Annotated in this window: 18 protein-coding genes and 2 riboswitches; of the genes, 12 read left to right on the top strand and 6 right to left on the bottom strand. The window is 68.7% G+C overall.

Annotated features, from left to right (window positions below; translation table 11 throughout):
- Positions 1–11: 11 nt before the first annotated feature.
- On the bottom strand, positions 12–905 hold the full coding sequence (locus B9P64_RS00575; protein WP_085314334.1) for a cache domain-containing protein: 894 nt from the start codon (positions 903–905) through the stop codon (positions 12–14).
- Between the two features lie 371 nt (positions 906–1,276).
- Between B9P64_RS00575 and B9P64_RS00570 the strand changes: the two genes are divergently transcribed.
- A complete protein-coding gene (locus B9P64_RS00570) occupies positions 1,277–2,413 on the top strand; it encodes an HD-GYP domain-containing protein (protein WP_085314333.1) in 1,137 nt (378 codons plus the stop codon).
- The gene (locus tag B9P64_RS00565) at positions 2,410–5,247 is read left to right on the top strand and encodes a PAS domain-containing hybrid sensor histidine kinase/response regulator (protein ID WP_085314332.1); all 2,838 of its coding nucleotides are present in this window, start codon (positions 2,410–2,412) and stop codon (positions 5,245–5,247) included. Before B9P64_RS00570 ends, B9P64_RS00565 begins: the two co-directional genes overlap by 4 nt.
- A gap of 24 nt (positions 5,248–5,271) precedes the next feature.
- Here the strand turns inward: B9P64_RS00565 and B9P64_RS24865 are convergent, their stop codons facing one another.
- The 3 genes from B9P64_RS24865 to B9P64_RS00555 form a co-directional block, all read right to left on the bottom strand.
- Positions 5,272–5,415: a hypothetical protein gene (locus B9P64_RS24865; protein WP_176256669.1), complete on the bottom strand. Its 144-nt coding sequence runs from the start codon at positions 5,413–5,415 to the stop codon at positions 5,272–5,274.
- Positions 5,393–5,677, bottom strand: coding sequence for a pyrroloquinoline quinone biosynthesis peptide chaperone PqqD (gene pqqD, locus B9P64_RS00560; RefSeq protein WP_235839843.1), 285 nt, complete (start codon positions 5,675–5,677; stop codon positions 5,393–5,395). Before pqqD ends, B9P64_RS24865 begins: the two co-directional genes overlap by 23 nt.
- 349 nt (positions 5,678–6,026) lie before the next feature.
- Complete coding sequence (locus B9P64_RS00555) at positions 6,027–8,384, bottom strand: sigma-54-dependent Fis family transcriptional regulator (RefSeq protein WP_085314331.1); 2,358 nt, start codon at positions 8,382–8,384, stop codon at positions 6,027–6,029.
- Between the two features lie 276 nt (positions 8,385–8,660).
- Between B9P64_RS00555 and pedF the strand changes: the two genes are divergently transcribed.
- The 7 genes from pedF (at position 8,661) to B9P64_RS00520 (ending at position 17,209) form a co-directional block, all read left to right on the top strand.
- Positions 8,661–9,149, top strand: a complete 489-nt coding sequence (gene pedF / locus B9P64_RS00550; protein ID WP_085314330.1) for a cytochrome c-550 PedF — start codon at positions 8,661–8,663, stop codon at positions 9,147–9,149.
- Positions 9,150–9,152: 3 nt separating this feature from the next.
- Positions 9,153–10,004 (top strand): transporter substrate-binding domain-containing protein, encoded by an 852-nt coding sequence (locus B9P64_RS00545; RefSeq protein ID WP_139826063.1) that lies wholly within the window; start codon positions 9,153–9,155, stop codon positions 10,002–10,004.
- Between the two features lie 188 nt (positions 10,005–10,192).
- Positions 10,193–11,755, top strand: coding sequence for an aldehyde dehydrogenase (gene adh / locus B9P64_RS00540; RefSeq protein WP_085314328.1), 1,563 nt, complete (start codon positions 10,193–10,195; stop codon positions 11,753–11,755).
- 159 nt (positions 11,756–11,914) lie between these two features.
- Positions 11,915–12,340 (top strand): DUF779 domain-containing protein, encoded by a 426-nt coding sequence (locus B9P64_RS00535; protein WP_085314327.1) that lies wholly within the window; start codon positions 11,915–11,917, stop codon positions 12,338–12,340.
- 140 nt (positions 12,341–12,480) lie between these two features.
- Complete coding sequence (locus B9P64_RS00530) at positions 12,481–13,929, top strand: DegQ family serine endoprotease (RefSeq protein WP_085314326.1); 1,449 nt, start codon at positions 12,481–12,483, stop codon at positions 13,927–13,929.
- Between the two features lie 315 nt (positions 13,930–14,244).
- Positions 14,245–14,811 (top strand): dCTP deaminase, encoded by a 567-nt coding sequence (dcd, locus tag B9P64_RS00525; RefSeq protein WP_085314325.1) that lies wholly within the window; start codon positions 14,245–14,247, stop codon positions 14,809–14,811.
- 130 nt (positions 14,812–14,941) lie between these two features.
- Positions 14,942–17,209 (top strand): arginine/lysine/ornithine decarboxylase, encoded by a 2,268-nt coding sequence (locus B9P64_RS00520; RefSeq protein WP_085314324.1) that lies wholly within the window; start codon positions 14,942–14,944, stop codon positions 17,207–17,209.
- Here B9P64_RS00520 and B9P64_RS00515 read toward each other — a convergent pair.
- The gene (locus B9P64_RS00515) at positions 17,185–18,945 is read right to left on the bottom strand and encodes a diguanylate cyclase domain-containing protein (protein WP_085314323.1); all 1,761 of its coding nucleotides are present in this window, start codon (positions 18,943–18,945) and stop codon (positions 17,185–17,187) included. The two genes, B9P64_RS00520 and B9P64_RS00515, sit on opposite strands and share 25 nt — an antisense overlap.
- 141 nt (positions 18,946–19,086) lie before the next feature.
- Positions 19,087–19,182, top strand: a riboswitch (glycine riboswitch).
- Positions 19,183–19,263, top strand: a riboswitch (glycine riboswitch).
- Between the two features lie 79 nt (positions 19,264–19,342).
- Here B9P64_RS00515 and gcvT point away from each other — a divergent pair.
- The 3 genes from gcvT to gcvP all read left to right on the top strand — a co-directional run bounded on the left by gcvT (position 19,343) and on the right by gcvP (position 23,991).
- Positions 19,343–20,470, top strand: coding sequence for a glycine cleavage system aminomethyltransferase GcvT (gene gcvT, locus B9P64_RS00510; RefSeq protein ID WP_085314322.1), 1,128 nt, complete (start codon positions 19,343–19,345; stop codon positions 20,468–20,470).
- A 133-nt stretch (positions 20,471–20,603) separates the two neighbouring features.
- The gene (gcvH, locus tag B9P64_RS00505; RefSeq protein WP_085314321.1) at positions 20,604–20,984 is read left to right on the top strand and encodes a glycine cleavage system protein GcvH; all 381 of its coding nucleotides are present in this window, start codon (positions 20,604–20,606) and stop codon (positions 20,982–20,984) included.
- Between the two features lie 64 nt (positions 20,985–21,048).
- Positions 21,049–23,991, top strand: a complete 2,943-nt coding sequence (gcvP, locus tag B9P64_RS00500; protein WP_085314320.1) for an aminomethyl-transferring glycine dehydrogenase — start codon at positions 21,049–21,051, stop codon at positions 23,989–23,991.
- On the opposite strand, the gene B9P64_RS00495 is transcribed toward gcvP, so the two are convergent.
- On the bottom strand, positions 23,979–25,250 hold the full coding sequence (locus tag B9P64_RS00495; protein WP_139826062.1) for a PEP-CTERM sorting domain-containing protein: 1,272 nt from the start codon (positions 25,248–25,250) through the stop codon (positions 23,979–23,981). The two genes, gcvP and B9P64_RS00495, sit on opposite strands and share 13 nt — an antisense overlap.
- Positions 25,251–25,381 lie beyond the last annotated feature (131 nt).

The following is a 25,381-nucleotide window of genomic DNA, read 5'->3' as shown; positions in this document are numbered from 1 at the left end:
CGCCGGAAGGATCACTTGACGCTGTAGTAGCCCACGCCGATCAGCGCATCGCCGCTGCGGCGCACATAGGCGGTCTTGTTCTCGACCTTGTTGGTGACCGGATTGCGCCAGATGTAGTCGATGTAGCCGGCGCCCTGCTTGTTCACGATGGAAATCATCTCGGCCACGATCGGCGTGCCGGCGGCGTCATGCAGATTGGCCACATCCTTGCCGGCCAGCCCGGGGTTGGCGCCGTTGGCGCGATAGCGCGCATCGTTCAGCCCGATGGCGAACACGTAGAGGTCGTTGCGCACGAAGGCGCCCTTGGGATCGTTGAATTCCTTGAAGGCCTTCTTCGGGCCCACGCGTTCCAGCTCGGCATAGGCGCCGTTGAGGAAGGCATGCGCCTGCTCGGCGGTGGAGCGCGGCGTGTAGTAGCCGACCGCCAGCACCACGTCGCCCACGCGCTGGAGCAGCGCGGTCTTGTTCTCGATGTGGTTGCTGACCGGGTTGCGCCACAGGTACTGCGTCTTGCCCTGGCCGGTGGCGGCGGTGGCGTCGAGGAAGTCGCGGAACAGCGCATTGCCGGCGGCGTCGTGCACGTCGAGCACCGGCTTGCCGACCAGGCTTTCGGGATTGTTGGCGCTGGCCTTGAGCACGCCGTCGGTGCCGAGCGCCACGACGTACAGGTCGCCGACGACGAAGCTGCCGGCGGGCTGGCTGAACTCGGCCAGCGCGGCGGCGCCGTCCTTCACGTAGGCGACGACGGCGCGTTCGAGCAGCGCTTCGGCCTGGGCGCGGCCGGCGCGCGCGACGACGGCGGTCTGGGTGTGGGCGGTGACGACGCTGGCGGCTTCGCTCGCGGCGGGCAGGAAGGCGCAGGCAAGAGCGAGCGCGGCGCCGATTCGGATGAAGTTGGCTTGCATGGTGGCCTCGTATGGTCGGGTCGAACGGATGAATCGCTGGTATCGACGCTAGAAGCCCGAGGCCGTGGCCAAGTTGATTTAGGTAGTGCGACGGCGGTGCGGCGGGCACCGGTTCGCTTTGGACTGAGCGAAGTCAAATTGCGCCGGCCGGCGTTGCCGTGCGACGACGACCGGTGACGCTCCAGCTTCGAGCGCTTGTCGCAAGACGGTGTTTTCGCGCTGTGGCGCGCGCATGCAGACGCCGACACTGAAGCTTGATGCGAATCAATCGGCCGGCTGTTGCAATCGGCGACGCGAGCCGTTGCATCGTGCAATTCGCCTGCCTTTCATATCCGCTCACGAAATCGCCTTTCAGGCCACCCCTTGATGCCATGGACCTACGCCTTTCCGATGGCGATGCCGACACCCAGTCCCATGTGGGCGCGACTCTGCTCGTGGTCGACGACAACCCCGACAACATCGCCGTGCTCGGCGCCATGCTCCAGCCGCTGTACCGCGTGCGCGTGGCCACCTCCGGCGCGCGTGCGCTGGAGGTGGCGCTGACGCCACCCGAGCCGGAGCTGATCCTGCTCGACCGGATGATGCCGGGCATGGATGGCGACGAAGTGCTGGCCCGGCTGCGGCTCGATCCGCGCACCGCCAGCATCCCGGTGATGTTCGTGACCGCCATGAGCTCGGTGGACGACGAATGCGCCGGCCTCATGCTCGGCGCGGTCGACTACCTGACCAAGCCGCTGGTGCCGGCGCTGGTGCTGGCGCGGGTGCGCAACCAGCTCGAACTCAAGCGTGCCCACGACCGGCTGCGCGACATCAATGCGGCGCTCGAAGACGAAGTGGCGCGCCGCATGGCCGAGAACCAGATCATCCAGGACGTGACCATCCATGCGCTGGCGCGGCTGGCCGAGACCCGCGATGTCGGCACCGGCAACCATCTGCGCCGCACCCGTGCCTACATGCGGCTGCTGGCGTCGCGGCTGCGCGAGCATCCGCGCTTTCGCGCCGAGCTGACCGGCGACAACATCGAGCTGCTGGCCAAGTCGGCGCTGCTGCACGACATCGGCAAGGTCGGCATTCCCGACTCGGTGCTGCTCAAGCCCGGCCGGCTCGACCCGGACGAGCGCGCGCTGATGGAAACCCATGCCCGCCTGGGCGCCGACGCCATCGCCAATGCCGAGCGCGACGCCGAGCGGCCGGTGGCCTTTCTGACGCGCGCCAAGGAGATTGCGCGCCATCACCACGAGCGCTGGGACGGCCGCGGCTATCCCGACCGGCTGGCGGGCGACGCCATCCCGGCCGGCGCGCGGCTGATGGCGCTGGTCGACGCCTTCGACACCATGGCCTGCCGCCGGCCCTACAAGGCGCCGATCCCGCTCGACCTGGTGCGCGCCGCGCTGATGGCCGAGCGCGGCGGCCAGTTCGACCCCGATGTGGTCGATGCCTTCGACCGCGCCTTCGACGACTTTGCCCGCATCGCTGCCAGCTACCGCGACGACGAGGCCCGGCCATGACGCCCGCGTCGGCCGCCACACCGAACCAGGCACTCATCGAGAAAGTAGCGGCGACCGCGCCCGGCGTGCTGTGCGCGTTTCGCCGCGGCGCCGACGGCCGCATGTCGATGCCCTATGCCGCCGCCGCGTTGCGCAGCATCTACGGGCTGGAGCCGGCCGAGGTGCGCGACTGCGCCGATGCGCTGTTCGAGCGCATCCATCCCGACGACCGGGCCGCCGTCGCCGCCTCGATCGAGACCTCGGCCAGCCGGCTCGCGCCGTGGCTGGCCGAATACCGCGTCGTCCATCCGCAGCGCGGCACGCTCTGGGTCGAGGGCCGCTCGATGCCCGAGCGCGAAGCCGACGGCGCCATCCTCTGGCAGGGCTTTCTGGTGGACGTGACCGAGCGCCGCCGCGTCGCCGACGAGCTCGACCGGCACCGCTACCGGCTGGAAGAGCTGGTGACCGAACGCACCGCCCAGCTCGCCGATGCCAACCGCGCGCTCATGCATCGCGCCGCCGAATTCCACGACCTGTACAACCAGGCGCCCTGCGGCTACCACTCGCTCGACGCCGACGGCCATTTCATCGAGATCAACGACACCGAACTTGGCTGGCTCGGCCTGGCGCGCTCGGAAGTGGTGGGCCGGCTGCGGCTGGCCGATGTGCTGGTGCCGGCCGACGTGCCGCGCTTCGAGTACGGCTTTGAGCATTTCAAGCTCACCGGCGAAGCCTCGGGGCTCGACTTCGAGCTGCGCCACCGCGACGGCAGCCGGCTGCCGGTGGTGCTCAATTCGCGCGCCGTCTACGACCGCGACGGCCGCTTCGTGTGCAGCCGCACCACCACCTTCGACAACCGCGAGCGGCGCGCGCGCGAGGAGCAGATCGCCGCGCTCAATGCCGCGCTCGAACGCCGCGCGCTCGAAGCCGAAAGCGCCAACCGCGCCAAGAGCGATTTCCTGGCCAACATGAGCCACGAAATCCGCACGCCGATGAACGCCATCATCGGCCTGACCCAGCTGCTGCAACGGCACAGCCGCGACCGGGTGCAGGCCGAGCGGCTGGGCAAGATCGCCGACGCCGCCCACCACCTGCTCCAGGTCATCAACGACATCCTCGACATCTCCAAGATCGAGGCCGGCAAGGTCGAGCTCGACATCGGCGATGTCGATCTGGGCGCCATCTTCGGCCGCGTGGCCGAGCTGATCGCCGACCGCGCCGGGGCCAAGGGACTGGCGGTCACGGTCGAGCTGCCGGCGCTGCCGGTCGCGCGGCTGCGCGGCGATCCGATGCGGCTGACCCAGGCGCTGCTCAATTACGCGAGCAATGCCGTCAAGTTCACCAGCCGTGGCGGCGTGCGGCTGGCGGCGCGGCTGCTGGCCTGCGAGCCCGACGCGCTGCTGCTGCGCTTCGAGGTGCGCGACAGCGGCATCGGCATCGCCGAGGCCGACCAGATCCGGCTGTTCCGGCCCTTCGAGCAGGCCGACAACTCCACCACCCGGCGCTTTGGCGGTACCGGGCTGGGGCTGGCCATCAACCGCCGGCTGGCCGAGCTGATGGGCGGCACGGTCGGCGTCGAAAGCCAGCTCGGCGAAGGCAGCTGCTTCTGGTTTACCGCGCGGCTGGCGCGGCTGGCCGGCGCAGCGGCCGCCGCTACCGCCGCGCCCACCGTCACCGCGCTGCTGCGCGAGGAGCTGAGTCTGGTGGCGCGCTGCCGGGGCCGGCGCGTGCTGCTGTGCGAGGACGATCCGGTCAATCAGGAGGTGGCGCGGGCCCAGCTCGGCGAACTCGGGCTGGAGGTGAGCATTGCCGCCGACGGCCACAGCGCGGTGGAGCAGGCGCGCGCCAGCGCCTGGTCGCTCATCTTCATGGACATGCAGATGCCGCGCATGGACGGCCTCGATGCCACGCGCGCCATCCGCCAGCTGGCCGGGCATGCGGCGACGCCGATCGTGGCGCTGACCGCCGGTGCCTTCGGCGAGGACCGCGCGCGCTGCCTGGCCGCCGGCATGAACGACCACCTCGCCAAACCGGTGGATACGCGCGCGCTGCACGCCATGCTGGCGCGCTGGCTGCCGACCAGCGCCGGCGGCAGCCCGGCCGATGCGACGGCGCCGGTCCGGTCGGCGGCTGCGCCCGTCGCCACCGTCGTACCGGCGGCTGCCTTGGCCGTGCCCGCCGCCGTCACCCTCACCGTCGCCGCGCCGCCGCCGACGGCATTGCCCGAGCCCAATGCCGCCTTCGGGCTGGTGGCGCGGCTGGCGCGACTGCCGGGCCTGGACGTGGCGCGTGCGCTCGAAGCCGTGGCCGGCCGGACCGATCTGCTGGAACGGGTGCTGCTCGCCTTCGTGCGGCATGCGCAACGCCGGCCCGGCGATCTCACGCCGGCCGAGGTGCGACGCTGGAGTCATGCGCTGGCCGGCGCGGCGGGCGGCATCGGCGCGCTCGGGATCATGGATCTGGCCCGGGCGGCCGAGGCGGCAGCGCGTGCCGCCGAACTTGCCGACGGCGCGATTCAGCCGACACCCGAAGATTCGGCCGCTGGCGCCAGCCTGCCGGCGCGGGTCGACGCCTGCGCGCTCGCGCTCGGCGCCTTGCTCGACGGACTGGCGCCCGCGCTTGCCGCGCCCGTGCCACCGGCGGCCGAGCGGCACGCGCTCGGCAAGGCGCTCGATCAGCTCGACCGCCTGCTCGCCACCGACGATTTCGCGGCGCGCGATGTCTTCAGCGAACTGCGGCCGGCGCTGGCCGCCAGCATCGGCGCGGAGCCGATCGAGCGGCTGGCACGCCAGATCGAGGATTACGACTGCGGCGCTGCGCTGGTCACGCTGCGCGCGCTGGTGACCGCGCGCTGAACCGGCGCGGCCCGTCGACTGCAATCACCAGCCGCCCTGCACCGGCAGCAGCAGCCACACCACCAGCGCAAACCAGAGCACCAGCGCGATCAGACTGCGTGCCAGTACCGCGCGCAGGGCGCGCAGCTCGTCGGCACGCGCATGCTCAGACGATCCATCCTTCTTCATGGGCAGTGAGCAGGAAGCCGTGAACCTCGTCGGCGATGTCGCGGGCGTCGAACTGCTCTTCGAGCTGGGCGACGATGGTGCGCTCGGGCAGGGTGCCGTCGCAGCGGGCAAGGATGGCGCCGGCACTCGCGTTGAGGCGGATCGGACCATTGGGGTGGAGCAGTACATAGGACTCCTCGGCGGCCTCCCAGCGCAGATGCAGCGGAGCGACCAGGCGTGGCGGATCGACGAACGGGGCTTCGGCGGTGTGGATCATGGTCATCGAAGGCTCCTTTGAGGACGGTCCGGCAGGCAGCCGTCCGGCGGGATGTGATCGGGAGGAGGGCGCGCGACAGGCCGCGCCGATCCGCTCCGCGCAACTTGTGTGCCGAGGGTTTCGTGACCAGGGTGTGACGCCGGATGACGCGGCGCGGGCGGAAAGGCGGGCGATTGGCCGCCGTCGGCGGGGCCGGAACGCTTGCCGCCGGCGCTGCCTCGGGCCGGCGTGCGCCGGGCTGTCGCAGCGCTGTTCCAATTGGTGACAGCGTCTTGAAGGCTGCCGGGCCGGCCGCTGGCGATGGACGTCAGGCCGACCGGGCTGCGCCGCGCGATTGCCGCGCGACGCTGCGTGCTCAGTTGCCGCTGTCGCTGGCGCGCTGGCCCAGTTCTGGGAACTTGCGATAGATGGTGTTGCGGCTGATGCCGAGCGCGCGCGCGGCGGCCGACACATTGCCGCGATGGGTTTCGAGCGCCCGGCGAATCAGTTCCAGCTCGATCTGGTCGAGCGAGCGGCCGACCGGCCAGCCGGCGCCACCCGGCTGCGGCGCGGCGGCGGCCGGCAGCGGAGCCGCATTCGGCGCCAGACCGCTGGCGGCGGCATCGGCGCCAGCGCCGCCGGGCCAGCTCGGGTTCCAGGCCGATGCCGTGGTGGCGCGCTCGCCAGCCGCCATGCCGCTGCCGAATTCGGGCGCGGCCGTGCGTGCCGGGGCCGCCATGGCCGGTGCCGCGCCGAAACCCGCGCCACCGGGCGCCGTCGTCAGGCCGGGCTCGGCGGCCGGTACGCTGGCCGCTGCCATCGGCTGGGTCTGCTGCACATGGCCGCCGGGCGCCGTCGTGGGGCCGTTGCGGTCATGGGCGGCGTACTCCAGCTCTTCGAGGAAGTCGTCGGGCAGATGGTGCAGACGGATCGTCGGCTCGCCGTCGGCCATCACGATGGCGGTGCGGATCACGTTGGTGAGCTGGCGGAAATTGCCCGGCCAGCGCGAGCGGTGGAAGGCGTCGAGCACCTCGGCGGCCACGCTGTAGCGCGCGCCGTTGCTCGATTCGTTGAGCAGGATCTTGCTGACGATGGCGCCCAGGTCGGTCCGGTCGCGCAGCGGCGGCAGCTTCACCACCAGCCCGTTGAGCCGGTAGTACAGGTCTTCGCGGAATTCGCTGCGGGCGATCATGTCGCGCAGGTTTCGGTTGGTGGCGCAGATGATCATCACGTTGACCGGGATGCTCTTGCTGCTGCCGAGCGGCGTCACCACGCGCTCCTGCAGCACGCGCAGCAGGCGGGCCTGCAATTGCAGCGGCATGTCGCCGATCTCGTCGAGGAACAGCGTGCCGCCGTTGGCCGCCACGATCTTGCCGTGCGAGCCGCGCTTGCGTGCGCCGGTGAAGGCGCCGTCCTCGTAGCCGAACAGCTCGCTCTCGATCAGCGTGTCGGGCAGCGAGGCGCAGTTGACCGCCACGAAGGGCATGCGGGCGCGCGGCGAATCGTTGTGGATGGCCTGGGCCAGCAGCTCCTTGCCGGTGCCGGTCTCGCCGATGACCATGATCGGGATGTCGCGGCCGATCACCTTCATCGCCTTGCCGATCACCGTCTGCATCTGCGGATCGCCGGTATTGAGATAGCGCAGGCTCGACAAGCGGTTGGAGCGGCCGTTCTGGCGATCGTCGTGCGCGGCGGCAGCGGCGGTGGAGGCCATGCCGCCGCCCGGCGGCAGCCCGCCCGAGCCCGGCAGCGGTTCCTGGCTGGCGGCGAAGCCGGGCGTGATCCAGCGCTGGTTGGTGCGCAGATCGGCGCGCAGCCCGACGATCAGGCCGTTGAGCAGGCGCGCAGTCAGCGGCGCCGGATTGACCGTGCGGTAGTGCTCGCGCAGATCGTTGAGCGGCATGCCGAACAGCGAGCTGAAGGTATGGGTCTCGAGCGCGCCCTTGCCCAGACCGGTGAGGAACAGCGCGCCGCGGTTGGCGGCCAGCACGCGGCCTTCCTGGTCGCAGGCGATGATCCCTTCCATCAGCGTGCCGATGAACTCGGGCCGGCTGTGGAAGTGGATGCAGATCGCCTTCTGGAAGGCGTTGTCGAACAGCTGGTTCTCGATGATGCGGGCCGACATGCGCACCAGCGCCATCGTGTGCTTGTGGAAGTTCCGGAAGTCGCCGGTCACGTCGAGGATGCCGGCGACCTCGCCGCGCGGATCGAAGATGGGCGTGGCCGAACAGGTCAGGAAATGGTTGGCGCGCAGAAAGTGCTGCTCGGCATGCACGGTGGTCGGCGCAGCCTCGGCGATGGCGGTGCCGATGGCATTGGTGCCGCGCTGCTGCTCGGCCCAGCTCACGCCCGGTTGCAGCGCCACGCGCTGGGCGCGTTCGACGAAATCGCCGTCGCCGAGCGTGTGCAGGATGGTCCCGATCGCATCGGTGAGCACCACCATGCTGTGGGTGTTGATGATGTTTTCGTACAGCGATTCCATGACCGGCATCGCATGCACGCGCAGCACGCGGCTCTTTTCGAGCGCGTGATTCATGTCGGGCTGGGCCAGCGGCGCCGCATCGGGCACGCGACCGCTTTCAAGGCCGAAGCGCTGGGAGCGCTGATGCGCCGCCTCGATGACCTGGCGCGCAGTTTCTTCGGCGGACTCGGTGGCAAGAGCGGGGTTCAGCGTCGCGAGTGCGGCATGGCCTTCGAGCGGATACCGCCCCGGAAATGCGTCCGATACGGGCATGTTGTCTCCTCTTTTTGCCGTGGCCGGCCTGACTCCCGGTCCACAAGCTGTCTTTTGGCGTCGGTGTCCCCCGATTGCTCGTCGATGGTACACCTGTTGCAAATGAGCGCAGATCGTGCCAGCTGGTGACTTCCACGCTTGCGCCACGCTGGTTTTCCCGCGTTCGCGGCGGTGGCACATGACTTGCCAAACATCCCCCACCAAACACAGTCAAGGTGGCGACAAACAGCCGCCGCCTGGCGCAATCCATTCAATGTCCAGGTGAGGAGACAAACCATGCGGTCCACCCGCTCAGCCCTTCGTTCGCGCGCGCTCGCAGCCGCGCTCGCCATTGCCGGTCTGTCGCTGACGACCGCAGCCTTCGCGCATGGCGATGTGGTCCCGCATGCAGTCGATACCTCGGCCCTGCCGCAGCTCGGCGAGGAATGGCGCGACAACAACCCGTTCACGGGCAATGACGCGGCCATCAAGATCGGTCAGTCGGCCTTCGGCCAGAACTGCGCGCGCTGCCACGGCCTCGACGCCGTTTCGGGTGGCATCGCCCCCGACCTGCGCAAGCTCGACCGCGACTGCATGGACGTGCCCAACGAGCGCAAGAAGGCCGCCTGCTACAAGGAGGTCAACCAGTATTTCCTGATGTCCATCCGCGGTGGCAAGGTCCGCAACGGCGCCATCTACATGCCGCCGTTCGAAGGCATCCTGAGCCAGGAAGCCATGTGGTCCATCAAGGCCTGGCTCGAAACCCGCCGTACCAAGGACGAGTGACACTTGAGCTTCTGCAACTCCTCGCGTCGCGCGCTGCTGCGCGGCGCCGCCTGCGCCACCGCCCTAGGGCTGGGCGCAGTGCAGGCAGCACGGGCCGACGAGGCCTATGACCGCATCCGCGCCACCGGCATTCTCAAGGCTGCGGTCTACAAGGATTTCTTCCCGTTCTCCGATGACGACAAGGGCATCGATGTCGACATCGCGCGGGCGCTGGCCGACAAGCTCGGGCTCAAGCTCAAGCTGCTGCCGTTCGACGCCGGCGAGGAGATGAACGACGACCTGCGCAACATGGTCTGGAAGGGGCACTACCTGGGCTACGGCCCGGCCGATGTGCTGCTGCATGTGCCGGTCGAAAGCCGGCTCCAGCAGGCCAATGAGCAGGTGGAGATCTTTGCGCCGTACTGGCGCGAGGAATTGCAGATCGCGCGCAACAAGCAGCGCATCGCCGACTGGGACGGCGGCTATTCGGCCTTCGAGCACGAAAAGATCGCGGTCGATGGCGCGTCGCTGGCGTCGATCGTGATGCTCGGTGCCGAGGGCGGCCGCTATCGCAACAACGTCATCAACGAGCGCAGCGTCAAGGACGCGATCGCGGTCTTCCGCAAGGGCGAGGCCGCTGCGGTGATGGCCACTCGCGCCGAACTCGAGGCGGGCCTTGCCGGCCTGCCCGACATCGGCTTCGAGAAGGTGGTGCAGCCCGGCGTGCCGGTGAATGGCTGGGTGGTCGGTCTCGCGGTCAAGCGCGAGAGCATGGACCTCGCGCATGCGCTGCAAGGCGCCATGAACGGGTTGATCGAAGCGGGCGCGATCAAGGAGATCTTCGCTCGCTACAAGGTGCGCTACACGCGCCCCTGATTGTCGTCCCGGCGGACGCGGCGGGCTGTGTTCGCCGCTTGTGCCAAACGTTGTGACAGTCGCTGTTCCATCGCGCAACAGTCACTGCATTGCAGTCAATGGCATGCGGCTTGCCCGCTAGCCCGTCGTCGGGATCAAACCCTATAAGCCTGACGACTTGATGTCCCATCGCCACCAAGGAGGCACAGATGACCGCTTCGAATTCCGCCGCTCAGCTGGTTCTGAGCAACTCGCTGCTCAACCATCTCAACTCGATCACCACCAAGATCCCGTTGCGCAACCGCTACGACAACTTCATCGGTGGCAAGTGGGTCGCGCCGGTCAAGGGTCAGTACTTCGACAACAAGTCGCCGGTCACCGGCCAGGTCATCGGCCAATGCGCCCGTTCGACCGCTGAAGACATCGAACTCGCCCTCGACGCCGCGCACGCCGCCGCCGACAAGTGGGCCCGTACCTCGGTTGCCGAACGTTCGAAGGCCCTGCTGGCCATCGCCGACCGCATCGAGCAATACCTGCCGTTCATCGCCGCCGTCGAAACCTACGACAACGGCAAGCCGATCCGCGAAACCAACGCCGCCGACCTGCCGCTGCTGGTCGATCATTTCCGCTACTTCGCCGGTTGCCTGCGCAGCCAGGAAGGTTCGCTGTCGGAAATCGACGACGACACCGTCGCCTACCACTTCCACGAGCCCCTGGGCGTCGTCGGCCAGATCATTCCCTGGAACTTCCCGCTGCTGATGGCCGGCTGGAAGCTGGCCCCGGCCCTCGGCGCCGGCAACTGCGTGGTGATGAAGCCCGCCGAGCAGACCCCGCTCGCGATCATGGTGCTGGTCGAAATCATCGGCGACCTGCTGCCCCCGGGCGTGCTGAACATCGTCAACGGCTTCGGCGCCGAAGCCGGCAAGGCGCTGGCCACCAACACGCGCATCGCCAAGATCGCGTTCACGGGTGCCACCACCACCGGCCGTCTGATCATGCAGTACGCGTCGGAAAACATCATTCCGGTCACGCTGGAACTGGGCGGCAAGTCGCCCAACATCTTCTTTGAAGATGTGATGCAGGAAGACGACGCCTTCTTCGACAAGGCGCTCGAAGGCTTTGCGATGTTCGCGTTGAACCAGGGCGAGGTTTGCACCTGCCCGTCGCGTGCTCTGGTGCAGAAGTCGATCTACGACCGCTTCATGGAAAAGGCGATCAAGCGCGTCGAAGCCATCAAGCAAGGCGACCCGTTCGACTTCGCCACGATGATCGGCGCCCAGGCGTCGAACGAGCAGTACCAGAAGATCCTGTCGTACCTGGACATCGGTCGCCAGGAAGGCGCCAAGGTGCTCACGGGCGGCAGCGCCACGACGCTCGAAGGCGAACTGGCCGGCGGCTACTACATCAAGCCGACCGTGTTCGAAGGCAACAACAAGATGCGCATCTTCCAGGAAGAGATCTTCGGACCGGTGCTGTCGGTCACGACCTTCGACACCAAGGAAGAAGCCCTCGAGATCGCCAACGACACGCTGTACGGCCTTGGCGCCGGCGTGTGGTCGCGCAACATCAACACCGCCTACCGCTTCGGCCGCAACATCAAGGCCGGTCGCGTGTGGACGAACTGCTATCACGCCTACCCGGCGCACGCTGCCTTCGGCGGCTACAAGAAGTCGGGCATCGGCCGTGAAACCCACAAGATGATGCTCGACCACTATCAGCAGACCAAGAACATGCTGGTCAGCTACAGCGAGAACAAGCTGGGCTTCTTCTGATCGGAACTGCCCGCTGCGGGCCGGACGATGCGGCATCGGTGCAAAGCTGCCGATGCCAGCGGAACTTCGGTGCGCTCGGGCAGTCGAAAACAAGACGGCTAAACAAAGGCCGCCGGGTCGATACCGGCGGCCTTTTGCATTCCTGAGGAGACGAAGAACATGGGCATTGCCACGCGACCGAACGATCTGCGCACCGACATTCCCGATCCCGATCCTGACAACCTGCCGGTCGACATGACGCCGGTGGCGCGCGAGCTGCTGGAGCGCATCGTGGCCGACCACGGGCCGGTGATGTTTCATCAGTCGGGCGGCTGCTGCGAGGGCAGCTCGCCGTTGTGCTTTCCGAAGGGCGAGTTCAAGGTAGGCACGACCGACGTGCTGGTCGGCCGCATCGGCGAGACCGAGGTGTGGATGGACCGCGAGCAGTGGCGTACCTGGGCCCATACCGGCTGGTCGATCGATGCGGTGCCGTCGCGCGGTTCGAGCTTCTCGCTCGATGTGCTCTACGACATGGCCTTCATCGTGCGCACCACGTATTGCGCATTGCCGGGAACGGTGGCCGGCGCGCACCCCGGTAACGTCTGACGCAAGCCTGCTCCGGTTGTAAGCGAAGGTTATCGGCGGCGTCCGTCAGCATGGAATTCCGGCCCGGCTGCCCTTACGTTCTGGCGGCCTGACGGCGGGTCGCTCGACCCGCCCTGATCAACCAAACCAAGACGACTCGGATGCAAGCCAATCTTTCCCGCAAGGTCATCGTCGCCGCCATCGCGGCATCGTTCTTCGCCGCCGGTGCATGGTGGGCGCGCAGTCCCGATGCGCCACCGGCGCCGGCGATCGCTTCGCCGGTGGTGGCGGCGGCCACGGCGGTGCCGGTGCAGCCGGCGGGCCTGGCCACGTCGCGTGGGTTGCCGGGCTTTGCCGACCTGGTCGCGGCCAACGGGCCGGCGGTGGTCAACATCACGGTCCAGTCCAAGGTGGAGGCGCAGGGCATCGATCCGCGCGATCCGCTGTCGCAGTTCTTCGGGCCGCAGAACGGCCAGCGCGCGCCGCAGAGCCGCATCCAGCGTGGCCTGGGTTCGGGCTTCATCATCAGCGCCGACGGCACCATCCTGACCAATGCGCATGTGGTCGATGGCGCAAGCACCGTCATGGTCAAGCTGACCGACCGGCGCGAGTTCAAGGCCAAGGTCATCGGCATCGACAAGCGCACCGACGTCGCGGTCGTCAAGATCGAGGCGAGCGGTCTGCCGGTGGTCAAGATCGGCAATCTGGCCGAGTCGCGCATCGGCGACTGGGTGGTGGCCATCGGCTCACCGTTCGGCTTCGAGAACACGGTGACGAGCGGGATCATCAGCGCCAAGAGCCGGGCGCTCGGTCCGCAGAGCAACTACGTCAACTTCATCCAGACCGACGTGCCGATCAATCCCGGCAATTCGGGCGGACCGCTGTTCAACATGAACGGCGAGGTCATCGGCATCAACTCGCAGATCTTCAGCGAGACCGGCGGCTACATGGGGCTGAGCTTCGCCATCCCGATCGACATCGCGATGAATGTCGAGCAGCAGCTGGTGAGCACCGGCAAGGTGGTGCGCGGTCAGCTCGGCGCGCTGGTGCAGCAGGTGAGCGCGCCGACCGCCAAGAGCCTGAAGCTGCCCGATCCGTCGGGCGCGCTGGTGGTCAAGATCGAGCCCGGCAGCGCGGCCGACAAGGCCGGCCTGCAACCGGGCGACGTGATCCGCGGCTTCGGCGGCCAGAAGGTGGATATGTCGTCCGATCTGCCGCTGCTGGTGGCCAGCACCAAGCCGGGCGCGAAGATCAAGCTCGACGTGTGGCGCGACGGCAAGGCCACGACGCTCGACGCGGTGATCGGCGAGCTGAAGGAATCGCAGACCGCCGCTGCCGAGAGCGATGCCGGCAAGCTCGGTCTGGCAGTGCGCCCGCTGACCAAGGATGAGCAGCGCGAGGCCAAGGTCAGCGGCCTGCTGGTCGAACAGGTGCAGGGCAATGCCGAGGCGGCGGGCATCGAGCCCGGCGATGTGCTGCTCCAGGCCGGCGGCAAGTCGCTGAAGACGCCGCTCGACCTGCAGAAGGCGGTGAAGGAATCGGACGGCAGCGTCGGCCTGCTGGTGCAGCGCGACGACGCGCGCTTCTTCGTGCCGGTGCCGCTCAACTGATCTGAGTCTCCCGGAAATGACGAAGGCCCGATGCATCTCCTGATGCGTCGGGCCTTCGCTTTCTTGCCGACCGGTGGACCGGTCTGTGCGGAGGGAGAGACAACAAGCAAACCGGTGCGGATGATTCACTCGACGCACGAATCCTAGCGGGTCGTGTTGCGTTGCAACAAGCCTGTTGCCGAAAAAATTTTGCGATGCGGTTTATGCGGCGGATGCGGGCGATCGTTGCGCCGAAATGCCGCTTGGTGCAGCGGGCAGCGGCCTCGGGCGGTGCTTTGAGACAATCGCCGTTTTGCAGAAAAGCAGGACCACGCCATGACAATCAAGAGCGACCGCTGGATCCGCCAGATGGCGACCGATCACAAGATGATCGAACCCTTCGAGCCGGGCCAGGTGCGCCAGCAGGGCGGCCACAAGATCGTCAGCTACGGCACGTCGAGCTACGGCTACGACATCCGCTGCGCCGATGAATTCAAGGTGTTCACCAACATCAACAGCACCATCGTCGATCCCAAGAATTTCGACGAGAAGAGCTTTGTCGACATCAAGAGCGACGTCTGCATCATCCCGCCCAACAGCTTCGCGCTGGCGCGCACGGTCGAGTACTTCCGCATCCCGCGCAATGTGCTGACCATCTGCCTGGGCAAGAGCACGTATGCGCGCTGCGGGATCATCGTCAACGTCACGCCCTTCGAGCCGGAATGGGAAGGCTATGTGACGCTGGAGTTCAGCAACACCACGCCGCTGCCGGCCAAGATCTACGCGGGCGAGGGCTGCGCCCAGGTGCTGTTCTTCGAGAGCGACGAGGTCTGCGAGACCTCCTACAAGGATCGCGGCGGCAAGTATCAGGGCCAGCACGGCGTCACCTTGCCCAAGACCTGAACCGCGCCGGCGACCGGCCCGGGCCGTCGTCGATGCAACGACGCAGCAGCGTCAAAACGCGGCGCTATCATCCGCCGCTCTTTCTTCCGGCCGCGCCTTCGCGCGGCCGTTTCACTTGGGGCTCGCCGCGATGAAATTCCGCTTTCCCATCGTCATCATCGACGAGGACTTCCGCTCGGAGAACGTGTCAGGTTCGGGCATCCGGGCGCTGGCGGATGCCATCGCCGCCGAGGGCGTCGAGACCGTGGGCGTGACGAGCTTTTCGGACACCGCGATGTTCGCGCAGCAGCAAAGCCGCGCGTCGGGCTTCATCCTCAGCATCGACGATGACGAGTTCAACTCCGACATCCCGCAGGAGCAGCAGCAGGCGATCGTGAATCTGCGCGCCTTCGTGCGCGAGATCCGGCACCGCAATGCCGACATCCCGATCTTTCTCTACGGCGAGACGCGCACCTCGCGCCACATCCCCAACGATGTGCTGCGCGAGCTGCACGGCTTCATCCACATGTTCGAGGACACGCCGGAGTTCGTGGCGCGCCACATCATCCGCGAGGCGCGCGCCTATCTGGATGCGCTGCCGCCGCCGTTCTTCCGCGCGCTCACGCATTACGCGCAGGACGGTTCGTACAGCTGGCATTGCCCGGGTCATTCGGGCGGCGTGGCGTTCTTGAAGAGCCCGGTCGGCCAGATGTTTCACCAGTTCTTCGGCGAGAACATGCTGCGCGCCGACGTGTGCAACGCGGTCGAGGAACTGGGCCAGCTGCTCGACCACACGGGGCCGGTCGCGGCCAGCGAACGCAATGCCGCGCGCATCTTCGGCAGCGACCATCTGTTCTTCGTGACCAACGGCACCAGCACGTCCAACAAGATCGTCTGGCACAGCACGGTGGCGCCGAACGACATCGTCGTGGTCGACCGCAACTGCCACAAGAGCGTGCTGCACTCGATCATCATGATCGGCGCGATTCCGGTGTTCCTCATGCCCACGCGGAACAACCTCGGGATCATCGGCCCGATCCCGCTGGAGGAGTTCACGCCCGAGGCCATCCGCGCCAAGATCGAGGCGCATCCGCTGGCCAGCAAGCTGCCCGAGCATGTGAAGGCCAAGCCGCGCATCCTGACCATCACGCAAAGCACCTACGACGGCGTGATGTACAACGTGGAGACGATCAAGACGCTGCTCGACGGCAAGATCGACACGCTGATGTTCGACGAAGCCTGGCTGCCGCATGCGGCCTTCCACGACTTCTACGGCGACTTCCACGCCATCGGCAAGGACCGGCCGCGCTGCAAGGAATCGATGCTGTTCGCCACGCAGAGCACGCACAAGCTGCTGGCCGGCCTGTCGCAGGCGTCGCAAATCCTGGTGCAGGACCCCGAGAACAACAAGCTCGATCAGTACCGCTTCAACGAGGCCTATCTGATGCACACGAGCACCTCGCCGCAGTACGCGATCATCGCTTCGTGCGACATCGCGGCGGCGATGATGGAAGAGCCGGGCGGCCCGGCGCTGGTCGAGGAAAGCATCGTCGAGGCGCTCGATTTCCGCCGCGCGATGCGCAAGGTGGACGAGGAATTCGGCGCCGACTGGTGGTTCAAGGTGTGGGGGCCCGATGTCATCTCCGACGACGGCATGCCCGATCCCGATGAATGGGAACTGCGCGGCGACGAGCACTGGCACGGCTTCGGCAAGCTGGCGCCGGGCTTCAACATGCTCGATCCGATCAAGGCCACGGTGGTCACGCCGGGGCTGGACGTGGACGGCAAGTTCAGCGACGAGTTCGGCATTCCTGCCGGCATCGTCAACAAGTATCTGGCCGAGCATGGCGTGATCGTGGAGAAGACCGGGCTCTACTCGTTCTTCATCATGTTCACCATCGGCATCACCAAGGGCCGCTGGAACACGCTGGTCACGGCGCTCCAGCAGTTCAAGGACGACTACGACAAGAACGCGCCGCTGTGGCGGATTCTTCCGGAGTTCGTGCAGGCGCATCCGCGCTACGAGCGCATCGGCCTGCGCGACCTGTGCGAGCAGATCCACGGCATGTACCGCAAGCACGACGTGGCCCGCCTGACCACGGTGATGTACACGTCGAAGATGGAGCCGGCGATGAAGCCGTCCGACGCGTTTGCGGCGATGGCGCACCGCGAGATCGACCGGGTGCCGATCGACGAGCTGGAAGGCCGGGTCACCTCGATCCTGCTCACGCCCTATCCGCCGGGCATTCCGCTGCTGATCCCGGGCGAGCGCTTCAACCGCACCATCGTCGACTACCTGCGCTTCACGCGCGAGTTCAATGCCGCCTTCCCGGGCTTCGAGACCGATGTGCACGGCCTCGTGGCCGAGAAGCGGCCCGACGGCAGCAAGGTCTACTACGTGGACTGCGTGCGCGCCTGATCGGGCGCGCCGAAGCCGAACTTGACCGCATACATGCTGCGGTCGGCCGTCTTCACCAGGGTGTTGGCATCGCCGGCATCGGCCGGATAGCGCGCCTCGCCGATCGAGCAGCCAAGCGTGATGCGCAGCGCCGAGCCGTCGTCGGCGCTCACATGGATCGGCTCGGCGAAGGCCGCGACGATGCGGCTGCGGAAGGCGGCGAGGTCGGCCAGGCTTTCGATGCCGGCCGCCAGCACGACGAATTCGTCGCCGGCAAAGCGCGCGATCAGGTCCACGTCGCGCATGCGTGCCGACAGCCGCGCCGACAGCGCCTTGAGCACCTGATCGCCGGCGTAATGGCCATGGCTGTCGTTGACGGCCTTGAACGCATCGAGATCGAGGAACAGCACCGCGAACGGCGCGCCGATGCCCGAGCGGTGCGAGGCGATGTCGCGCTCGACGCGGCGCAGGAAGGCGTCGCGATTGGCCAGACCGGTCAGGCTGTCGGTGCCGAGCTGGTCGCGCATGGCGGCGAAGCTGCGCGCCAGATCGCCGATTTCGTCGCGCCGCAGCAGGTTGAGCGGCGCATCGACGCGGCCCTCGCCGAGCTGGCGCGCCGCGACCGACAGCCGCTTGATGTCGGCCGTGACCCAGTGGATCACGCGCAGGCCGATCAGCACCGCCAGCAGGCTGGCGCACAGCGCGGCGATGGCGGTGCGGCCCACGTTCTCGAGCACGCCGCCCATGAAGTCGGCGCGCGGCATCGCCACCACGGTGATCCATTCCAGGCCGGCGCTGTCGCGGACCCGGTCGTAGGCCGCATGCACGCGCTGGCCGCCGGCATCGGTAAACACCAGGGTCTGCGGCAGGCCGGACGGATTGCGGTCGACCAGGCCGCGCCGCACTTCCATCCAGGTGGCGGTGAGCAGCGGCGAGCCGCTGTCCATCGCATTGATGCGGGCGCTGGCGCCGCCCGGCACCGGCCGCACATTGGGGCTGACCGACGAGGCGATCAGATCGCCGTCGGGCTCGACGATGAAGGCCAGCCCCTTGGGCGAGACCTTGAGCCGGCGCACGAAGTCGTTGAGCGCGCGCAGCGACATGTCGGTCGCGACCACGCCTTCCACCTGACCGTTCACGCTCAGCACCCGGCGCGCGCGCGTCGCCACCAGCTCCTGGGTGCCGAAGTCGATGTAGACCGCGGTCCAGGTGTCGGTGCTGGCGGTTTCGCCGGCCTTGTACCAGGGCCGCAGGCGCGGATCGAACAGCCGTTCCTCGCGCTTGTCGAATTGCAGGTCGCCGTTGATGCCCTTGAAGCGGTAGATGTCGCGCCGGTCCTCGGGCTTGAGCTTGATGCGCAGCTCGCCATCGACCAGCGAATGCCGGTAGATGCCGAAGTTCTGCCCGGCGCGGTTGCCGTAGTAGACGTAGTTGTTCGGATCGATGTGCAGCGAGGTGGCGATCCAGAACCGCGTGCGCAGGTTGGCGAGGTCGCTCTCGATGGTGGTCGGCGCCGGCATGCCGTCGGGGAAGGCGGCTTCGAGCGTGGCGCCCGAGCCCACGATGTGGCGGTCGACGGCCTGGCCGATGCGGCCGACGGTCTCGATCAGCAGCTGATCCGACAGCGTGGAAACCGCGCTGCTCCCGGTGAGGTAGGACAGCAGTCCGATCGTCCCGGCAAGCCCGATCACGAGGGCCAGATACGGGACGATGAGGACGAGGCGCAGCGAAAGCTGATTCTTGGGCGGGATGGTCATGCGGAGCGCGCGGTTCGGAGGCGGCGCGACTGTCTCACAGGCAGGGCCGGTGTGCAGCCTTGTCCGACCGACCGGCGGCGGGTGCGAGCGCTCGCGGCACGCCGCCGAAAAGCCGTCGTGTACCATCCGCCGCTTGCCGCGACACCGCACGCGGGAGAGCGCGAGGGCCGGTCACCGGCCCCGCCGCCGAAGGCGCAACCCCCGAAATCGCTCAGGCTCCCGAACCGCATGCAGGCATGGCAACTCTGGAGAGCGCGCGGGCGAGCCGCGCCACCGAAGGGGCTCAAAACTCTCAGGTAACAGGACAGGGCGGGGGATCGGGCGCAGGCTGCGCGCGTGGACAGGTTCCGCGCATCGGCCGGCGCCTGTTGGCCACCCAACGATCCCGAGCCCCGCCATGACCGACGCCTCCCGGCCGCTGCGCCGTACCCCGCTTTTCGATGCCCATCGCGCTGCCGGCGCCCGCCTGGTCGACTTCGGCGGCTGGGAAATGCCGCTGCATTACGGCTCGCAGATCGACGAGCACCACGCCGTGCGCCGCGCCGCCGGCATGTTCGACGTGTCGCACATGTGCGTGGTCGATCTGGCCGGCGAAGCGAGCCTGCCGTTCCTGCGCCGGCTGCTGGCCAATGACGTGGCCAAGCTCGCCACGCCGGGCAAGGCGCTCTACAGCTGCATGCTCGATGCGACCGGCGGCGTGATCGACGACCTCATCGTCTACTTCCGCGCGCCGGGCCGGTACCGGCTGGTGGTGAATGCCGGCACCGCCGGTGGCGACGTGGCCTGGATCGCGGCGGCGTCCGAAGCCTTTGGCCTGCCGGTGAGCATTGCGGTACGGCGCGATCTGGCGCTGATCGCGGTGCAGGGGCCGCAGGCGCGCGCCGCCGTCTGGGCCGCGCTGCCGGTGCTGCGGGCCGCGACCGAGCCGCTCGGCGCCTTCTTTGGCGTGGCGGTCGATGGTGCCGGCGCCGTGGTGCTGGGCGACGGCGAGCTGTTCGTCGGCCGCACCGGCTATACCGGCGAGGACGGCTTCGAGCTGATCCTGCCGGCCGAGCGCGCCGCCGCCGTGTGGACCGCGCTCGCAGCGCAAGGCGTGGCGCCGGCCGGCCTCGGCGCGCGCGACACGCTGCGCCTGGAAGCCGGCATGAACCTCTACGGCAACGACATGGACCGCAGCGTGTCGCCGCTCGACGCCGGCCTGGGCTGGACCGTCGACCGCAAGACCGAGCGCGACTTCACCGGCCGCGCCGCGCTCGATGCCGCCGGCCAGCGCCACGCCTTCCTCGGCCTGGTGATGACCGAGCGCGGCGTGCTGCGCGCGCATCAGCGCGTGACCACGGCCGCCGGCGATGGCGAGATCACCAGCGGCACGTTCTCGCCGACGCTCGGCTACTCGGTGGCGCTGGCGCGGCTGCCGCTCGGCGTGCAGCCGGGCGATGCGGTCACGGTCGACATCCGCGGCAAGGCGCATGCGGCGCGCGTGGTGAAGCTGCCCTTCGTGCGCCACGGGCAGGCACTGGTCTGAGCCGGCGGCCCGCCCGGCGCGCCCGTGGCTCTGGCTGCAACAGCGCCGGCAAGCTGCCCCGGCTTTGCGCCAAACTCGAATTCCGGCCGCCGCCGCGCGGCCCCACTTCCCTCAGAAACCTCCGGAGCCGCCAATGACTTTCCCCACCGAACTCAAATACGCCGCCAGCCATGAATGGGCCAAGGTCGGCGACGACGGCCTGGTCTGGGTCGGCATCAGCGACACCGCCCAGGCCGCGCTCGGCGACCTCGTCTTCGTCGGCGAGGTGAAGGTCGGCGACACGCTCAAGGCCGGCGACGTCGCCGCCGTGGTCGAGTCGGTCAAGGCCGCGTCCGACATCTACGCGCCGGTCGGCGGCACAGTCGTCGCCGCCAACGAAGCGCTGGCCGACACGCCCGAGCTGCTCAACAGCGCGCCCTACGAGCACTGGATCTTCAAGCTCGAAACCACCGAATCGCTCGATGGCCTGCTCGACGCCGCCGGCTACGCCGCCGTCGCCGACGAGACGCGCTGACCGCCCCGCGCGCCAGCCGCTGTGGCCGGCGCGCCCCCCGCACCTCATCCGCCTGCCCAAGCCCATGTCCTTCACCGATCTCGAACACCACGACGCCTTCTGCCAGCGCCATCTCGGCCCGCGCGACGCCGACATCGCCGCGATGCTGGCCAGCGTGCTGCCCGGCGCCGACGCACCCTCGCTCGATGCGCTGGTGCAGGCCATCGTCCCCGACGCGATCCGGCTGAAGGGCGGGCTCGATCTGGCCGCGCCGCTCACCGAGGAAGAAGCGCTCGCAAAACTGGAGCGCATCGCGGCGCGCAACCTCGTGTTCCGCAGCCACATCGGCTGCGGCTATCACGGCACGTTCACGCCCAAGGTCATCCTGCGCAACATCCTCGAGAACCCCGCCTGGTACACGGCCTACACGCCGTATCAGGCCGAGATTTCGCAGGGCCGCATGGAGGCGCTGGTCAACTTCCAGACCATGGTCTGCGACCTGACCGGCATGGAAATCGGCAACGCCTCGCTGCTCGACGAGGCGACCGCCGCCGCCGAGGCCATGACGCTGGCCAAACGCATGGCCAAGAACAAGAGCGATCGGTTCGTCGCCTCGTCCGACTGCCATCCGCAGACGCTGGCGGTGCTGGCGACGCGCGCCGAATCGCTCGGCCTGCACCTCGCGGTGCTCGACGATGCCGAGCTGCTGGCCGATGCGCGCGCCGCCGGCGCCTTCGGCTACGTGGTGCAGTACCCGGGCTCGACCGGCGCCATCCGCGACTGGCGCGCGCTCGCCGACGCGGCGCATGCCGCCGGCGCGCTTGTCGTCGCCTCGGCCGATCTGCTCGCGCTGGCGCTGATCGCGCCGCCGGGCGAATGGGGCGCCGACATCGTCGTGGGCAGCAGCCAGCGCTTTGGCGTGCCGATGGGCTACGGCGGCCCGCACGCCGCCTTCCTGGCCTGCCGCGATGCCTACAAGCGCTCGATGCCCGGGCGCCTGGTGGGCGTGAGCGTGGATGCGCGCGGCAAGCCGGCCTACCGGCTCACGCTGCAAACCCGCGAGCAGCACATCCGGCGCGAGAAGGCCACGTCCAACATCTGCACGGCGCAGGTGCTGCTGGCGGTGATGGCGAGCATGTACGCGGTGTGGCACGGCCCCGAGGGCCTGCGCCGCATCGCGCTGCGCGTGCATCGGCTCACGGCCGCGCTGGCCGGCGAGCTGCGCACCGCCGGCTTCACCGTGGCGCAGGAATTCTTCTTTGACACGATCACCGTGGCCGACGTGGATGCCGCGCTCATCCACGCGACCGCGCGCGCCAACCGCATCAACCTGCGTCACATCGACGCGACGACCGTCGGCATCAGCCTCGACGAAACCACCACCGCCGCCGACGTGCGCGCGCTGCTTGCGCTGTTCGGCGTGATCGTCGGCGAGGACGAGTTGCGCGGCGACGCCGACCGGCTGGTGGCGCGCGCCGAGAAGGCCGGGCAGGGCGCCGCCGTGCCCTTCGAGCACGCGCTGCCGCCGGCGCTGGTGCGCGGCAGCGCCTACCTCACGCATCCGGTCTTCAACACGCATCGCAGCGAGACCGCGATGCTGCGTTACCTGCGCCGGCTCGCCGATCTCGACCTCGCGCTCGACCGCACGATGATTCCGCTCGGCTCCTGCACGATGAAGCTCAACGCCACGGCCGAGATGATTCCGGTCACCTGGCCCGGCTTCGCCAGCCTGCATCCGCATGCGCCGCCCGAGCAGGCGCTCGGCTATGCCCAGCTCGTCGATGAGCTCGAAAAGATGCTGGTCGCCTGCACCGGCTATGACGCGGTCAGCTTCCAGCCCAACTCGGGCGCGCAGGGCGAATACGCCGGCCTGCTCGCGATCCGCGCCTGGCACCGCGCGCGCGGCGAGGCGCATCGGCACATCTGCCTGATTCCGGAAAGCGCCCACGGCACCAACCCCGCCTCGGCCCAGATGGCCGGCATGGAAGTGGTCGTGGTCAAGTGCGACGCCAACGGCAATGTGGACGTGGCCGATCTGCGCGCCAAGGCCGGGCAGCACTCGGCCAACCTGGCCGCGCTGATGGTCACCTACCCGTCGACCCACGGCGTGTTCGAGGAGGCCATCGTCGAGATCTGCGAGATCGTCCATGCCCACGGCGGGCAGGTCTATACCGACGGCGCCAACATGAATGCGCTGGTCGGCCTCGCCGCACCGGGCAAGTTCGGCAGCGACGTGTCGCACCTGAACCTGCACAAGACCTTCTGCATTCCGCACGGCGGCGGCGGGCCGGGCGTGGGGCCGGTGGCGGTCAAGGCGCATCTCGCGCCGTTTTTGCCGGGCAACCTGCCGCATGGCAACGACTCGCTTGCCGACGGCAAGGTCGGCCACATGGTCAGCGCCGCCGAGCATGGTTCGGCCAGCATCCTGCCGATCTCGTGGATGTACATCGCGATGATGGGCGGCGCCGGCCTCAGGCGCGCGACCGAGGTGGCGCTGCTCAATGCCAACTACATCGCCGCGCGGCTGGCGCCGCATTACCCGGTGCTCTACGCCGGCCGCAACGGGCTGGTGGCGCATGAATGCATCCTCGACCTGCGGCCGCTGAAGGACGCCACCGGCATCGGCGCCGAGGACGTGGCCAAGCGGCTGATCGACTACGGCTTCCACGCGCCGACGCTCAGCTTTCCGGTCGCCGGCACGCTGATGGTCGAGCCGACCGAGTCGGAATCGAAGGAAGAGCTGGACCGCTTCATCGCCGCGATGATCGCCATCCGCGCCGAAATCCGCGCGGTGGAAGAAGGCCGGCTCGACCGCAAGGACAACCCGCTCAAGCACGCGCCGCACACGGCCGATCAGGTGGCCGGCGATGCGTGGACGCATGGCTATTCGCGCGAGCTGGCGGCCTTTCCGCTGCCGGCGCAGAAGCTCGGCGCCAAGTACTGGCCGCCGGTGGCGCGCGTGGACAACGCCTGGGGCGACCGCAACATCCAGTGCAGCTGCCCGCCGGTGGCGGATTACGCGGGCTGAAGCGCGGCCGGCGCCCGGGCTGGGCGACGCTGCCGGCGCAGCCAGCACGCCAGCGCCAGCAGCCCGGCGCCGGTGAGCAGGCCCTCGGCCGGTTCGGGCACCGGCGAGCCGATCAGGGCAAACGTGCCGGCCGCCGTGCCGGCAAAGAAGTCGAGCTGCGCCTCGGCCCAGCTGCCCGAACCGTTGGTGAGCGAGATCTGCCACGGCACTTCGCCGCGCGTGCCGGGCAGGGTCACGGCCTCGTTGTGGACCGCGTCGCTGAGCAGCTGGATCAGGTCGGAACCCGCGCTGACCGACGACCAGCGCGCATAGAACAGCGTCTGCGCGCTGCCGCCCCGGTCGAGATCGATCGCGGTCTCGTAGCGCGCGATGCCGCTCAGCGTGACCGTGGTGTGCGGCGCGAGCTGAAACAGCGACGGGCCCGGATGGAGCGGATCGTCGGTCAGGTCGAAGCGGCTGCTGGTGCTGGTGTAGGCATTGGGGCCGACGGCCGGCAGCGCGCGGCTCGCGACCGAGATGCTGTCCGGCAGCTGCCAGCTGCCGCTGCCGCGCGCCTCGACGCTGCCCGAGCTGGCGCCGCCGGGGCCATCGAGCCGGGCGGCGAATGGGCCGGTCGGCGGCGTCGCGCCATAGCTGCCGAGGCTGTCGGCATGGCTCGGGCGCTGCCGAGGCTGTCGGCATGGCTCGGGCCGGTGGTGGTCGGGGCCGAGGGGCGCACGACATAGTCGATGAGATAGCCGAGGCCGAAGCCGTCGAAGCGCAGCGCCGGCGTGGCGCCATCGCTGGCCGACAGCGCCAGCTGCAGTTCGGCGATGTCGAGCGTGGCCTGACTGGCGGCCAGCGCGGGCGCCGCATGCAGCGCACCCAGGCAAAGCAGCGATGCGAACAGATTCTTCATGGGCGACCTCCGGCGCGGGAGCGCGGTCGCTGCCGATCAGACTGCCGTTTGCGGATCGGCCGCCGGCTGTTACATGCGGCGCAGCGACAGCGCACGAGGCTGTAAGCGGATTTGTCGCCACGCCGGCACGCGATCCCAGGCTGGCGCCGGCCGCCGGCGGATCGGCAAGCCGGCCCGGCAGCCGATGCTTGCAGTGGGACATGCCGCAGCCATCGACCGGCAATGAAGCGCTGGTGGCGCGGGCGGTCGACGCTGGCCGACCGCCGTGGCCCGAGGCTGTCGCGAAGCTGTAGCGGCCTGCGTTGCGGCCGTCCGCGCAAGCCGGCACGCCGGTGCCCGCGACCGCGCCGGCAGCGCCCACGACCGGCCGGCAGTCCGCCCGCCGCGCGCCTTGCCGGCCACTACGCCTGCTCACCAAACCGCCGCCGCCTGAAAGCCCGCCGCAGGGCTGGGCTGCGTGTACTGGTCGCCCGGACTGACCGGATTGGCGCA

This window comes from Derxia lacustris, from assembly GCF_002105195.1.
Taxonomy (GTDB): domain Bacteria; phylum Pseudomonadota; class Gammaproteobacteria; order Burkholderiales; family Burkholderiaceae_E; genus Derxia; species Derxia lacustris.
The sequence above is the reverse complement of the archived record's forward strand: the minus strand, read 5'-3'. Positions and strand labels throughout refer to the sequence as shown.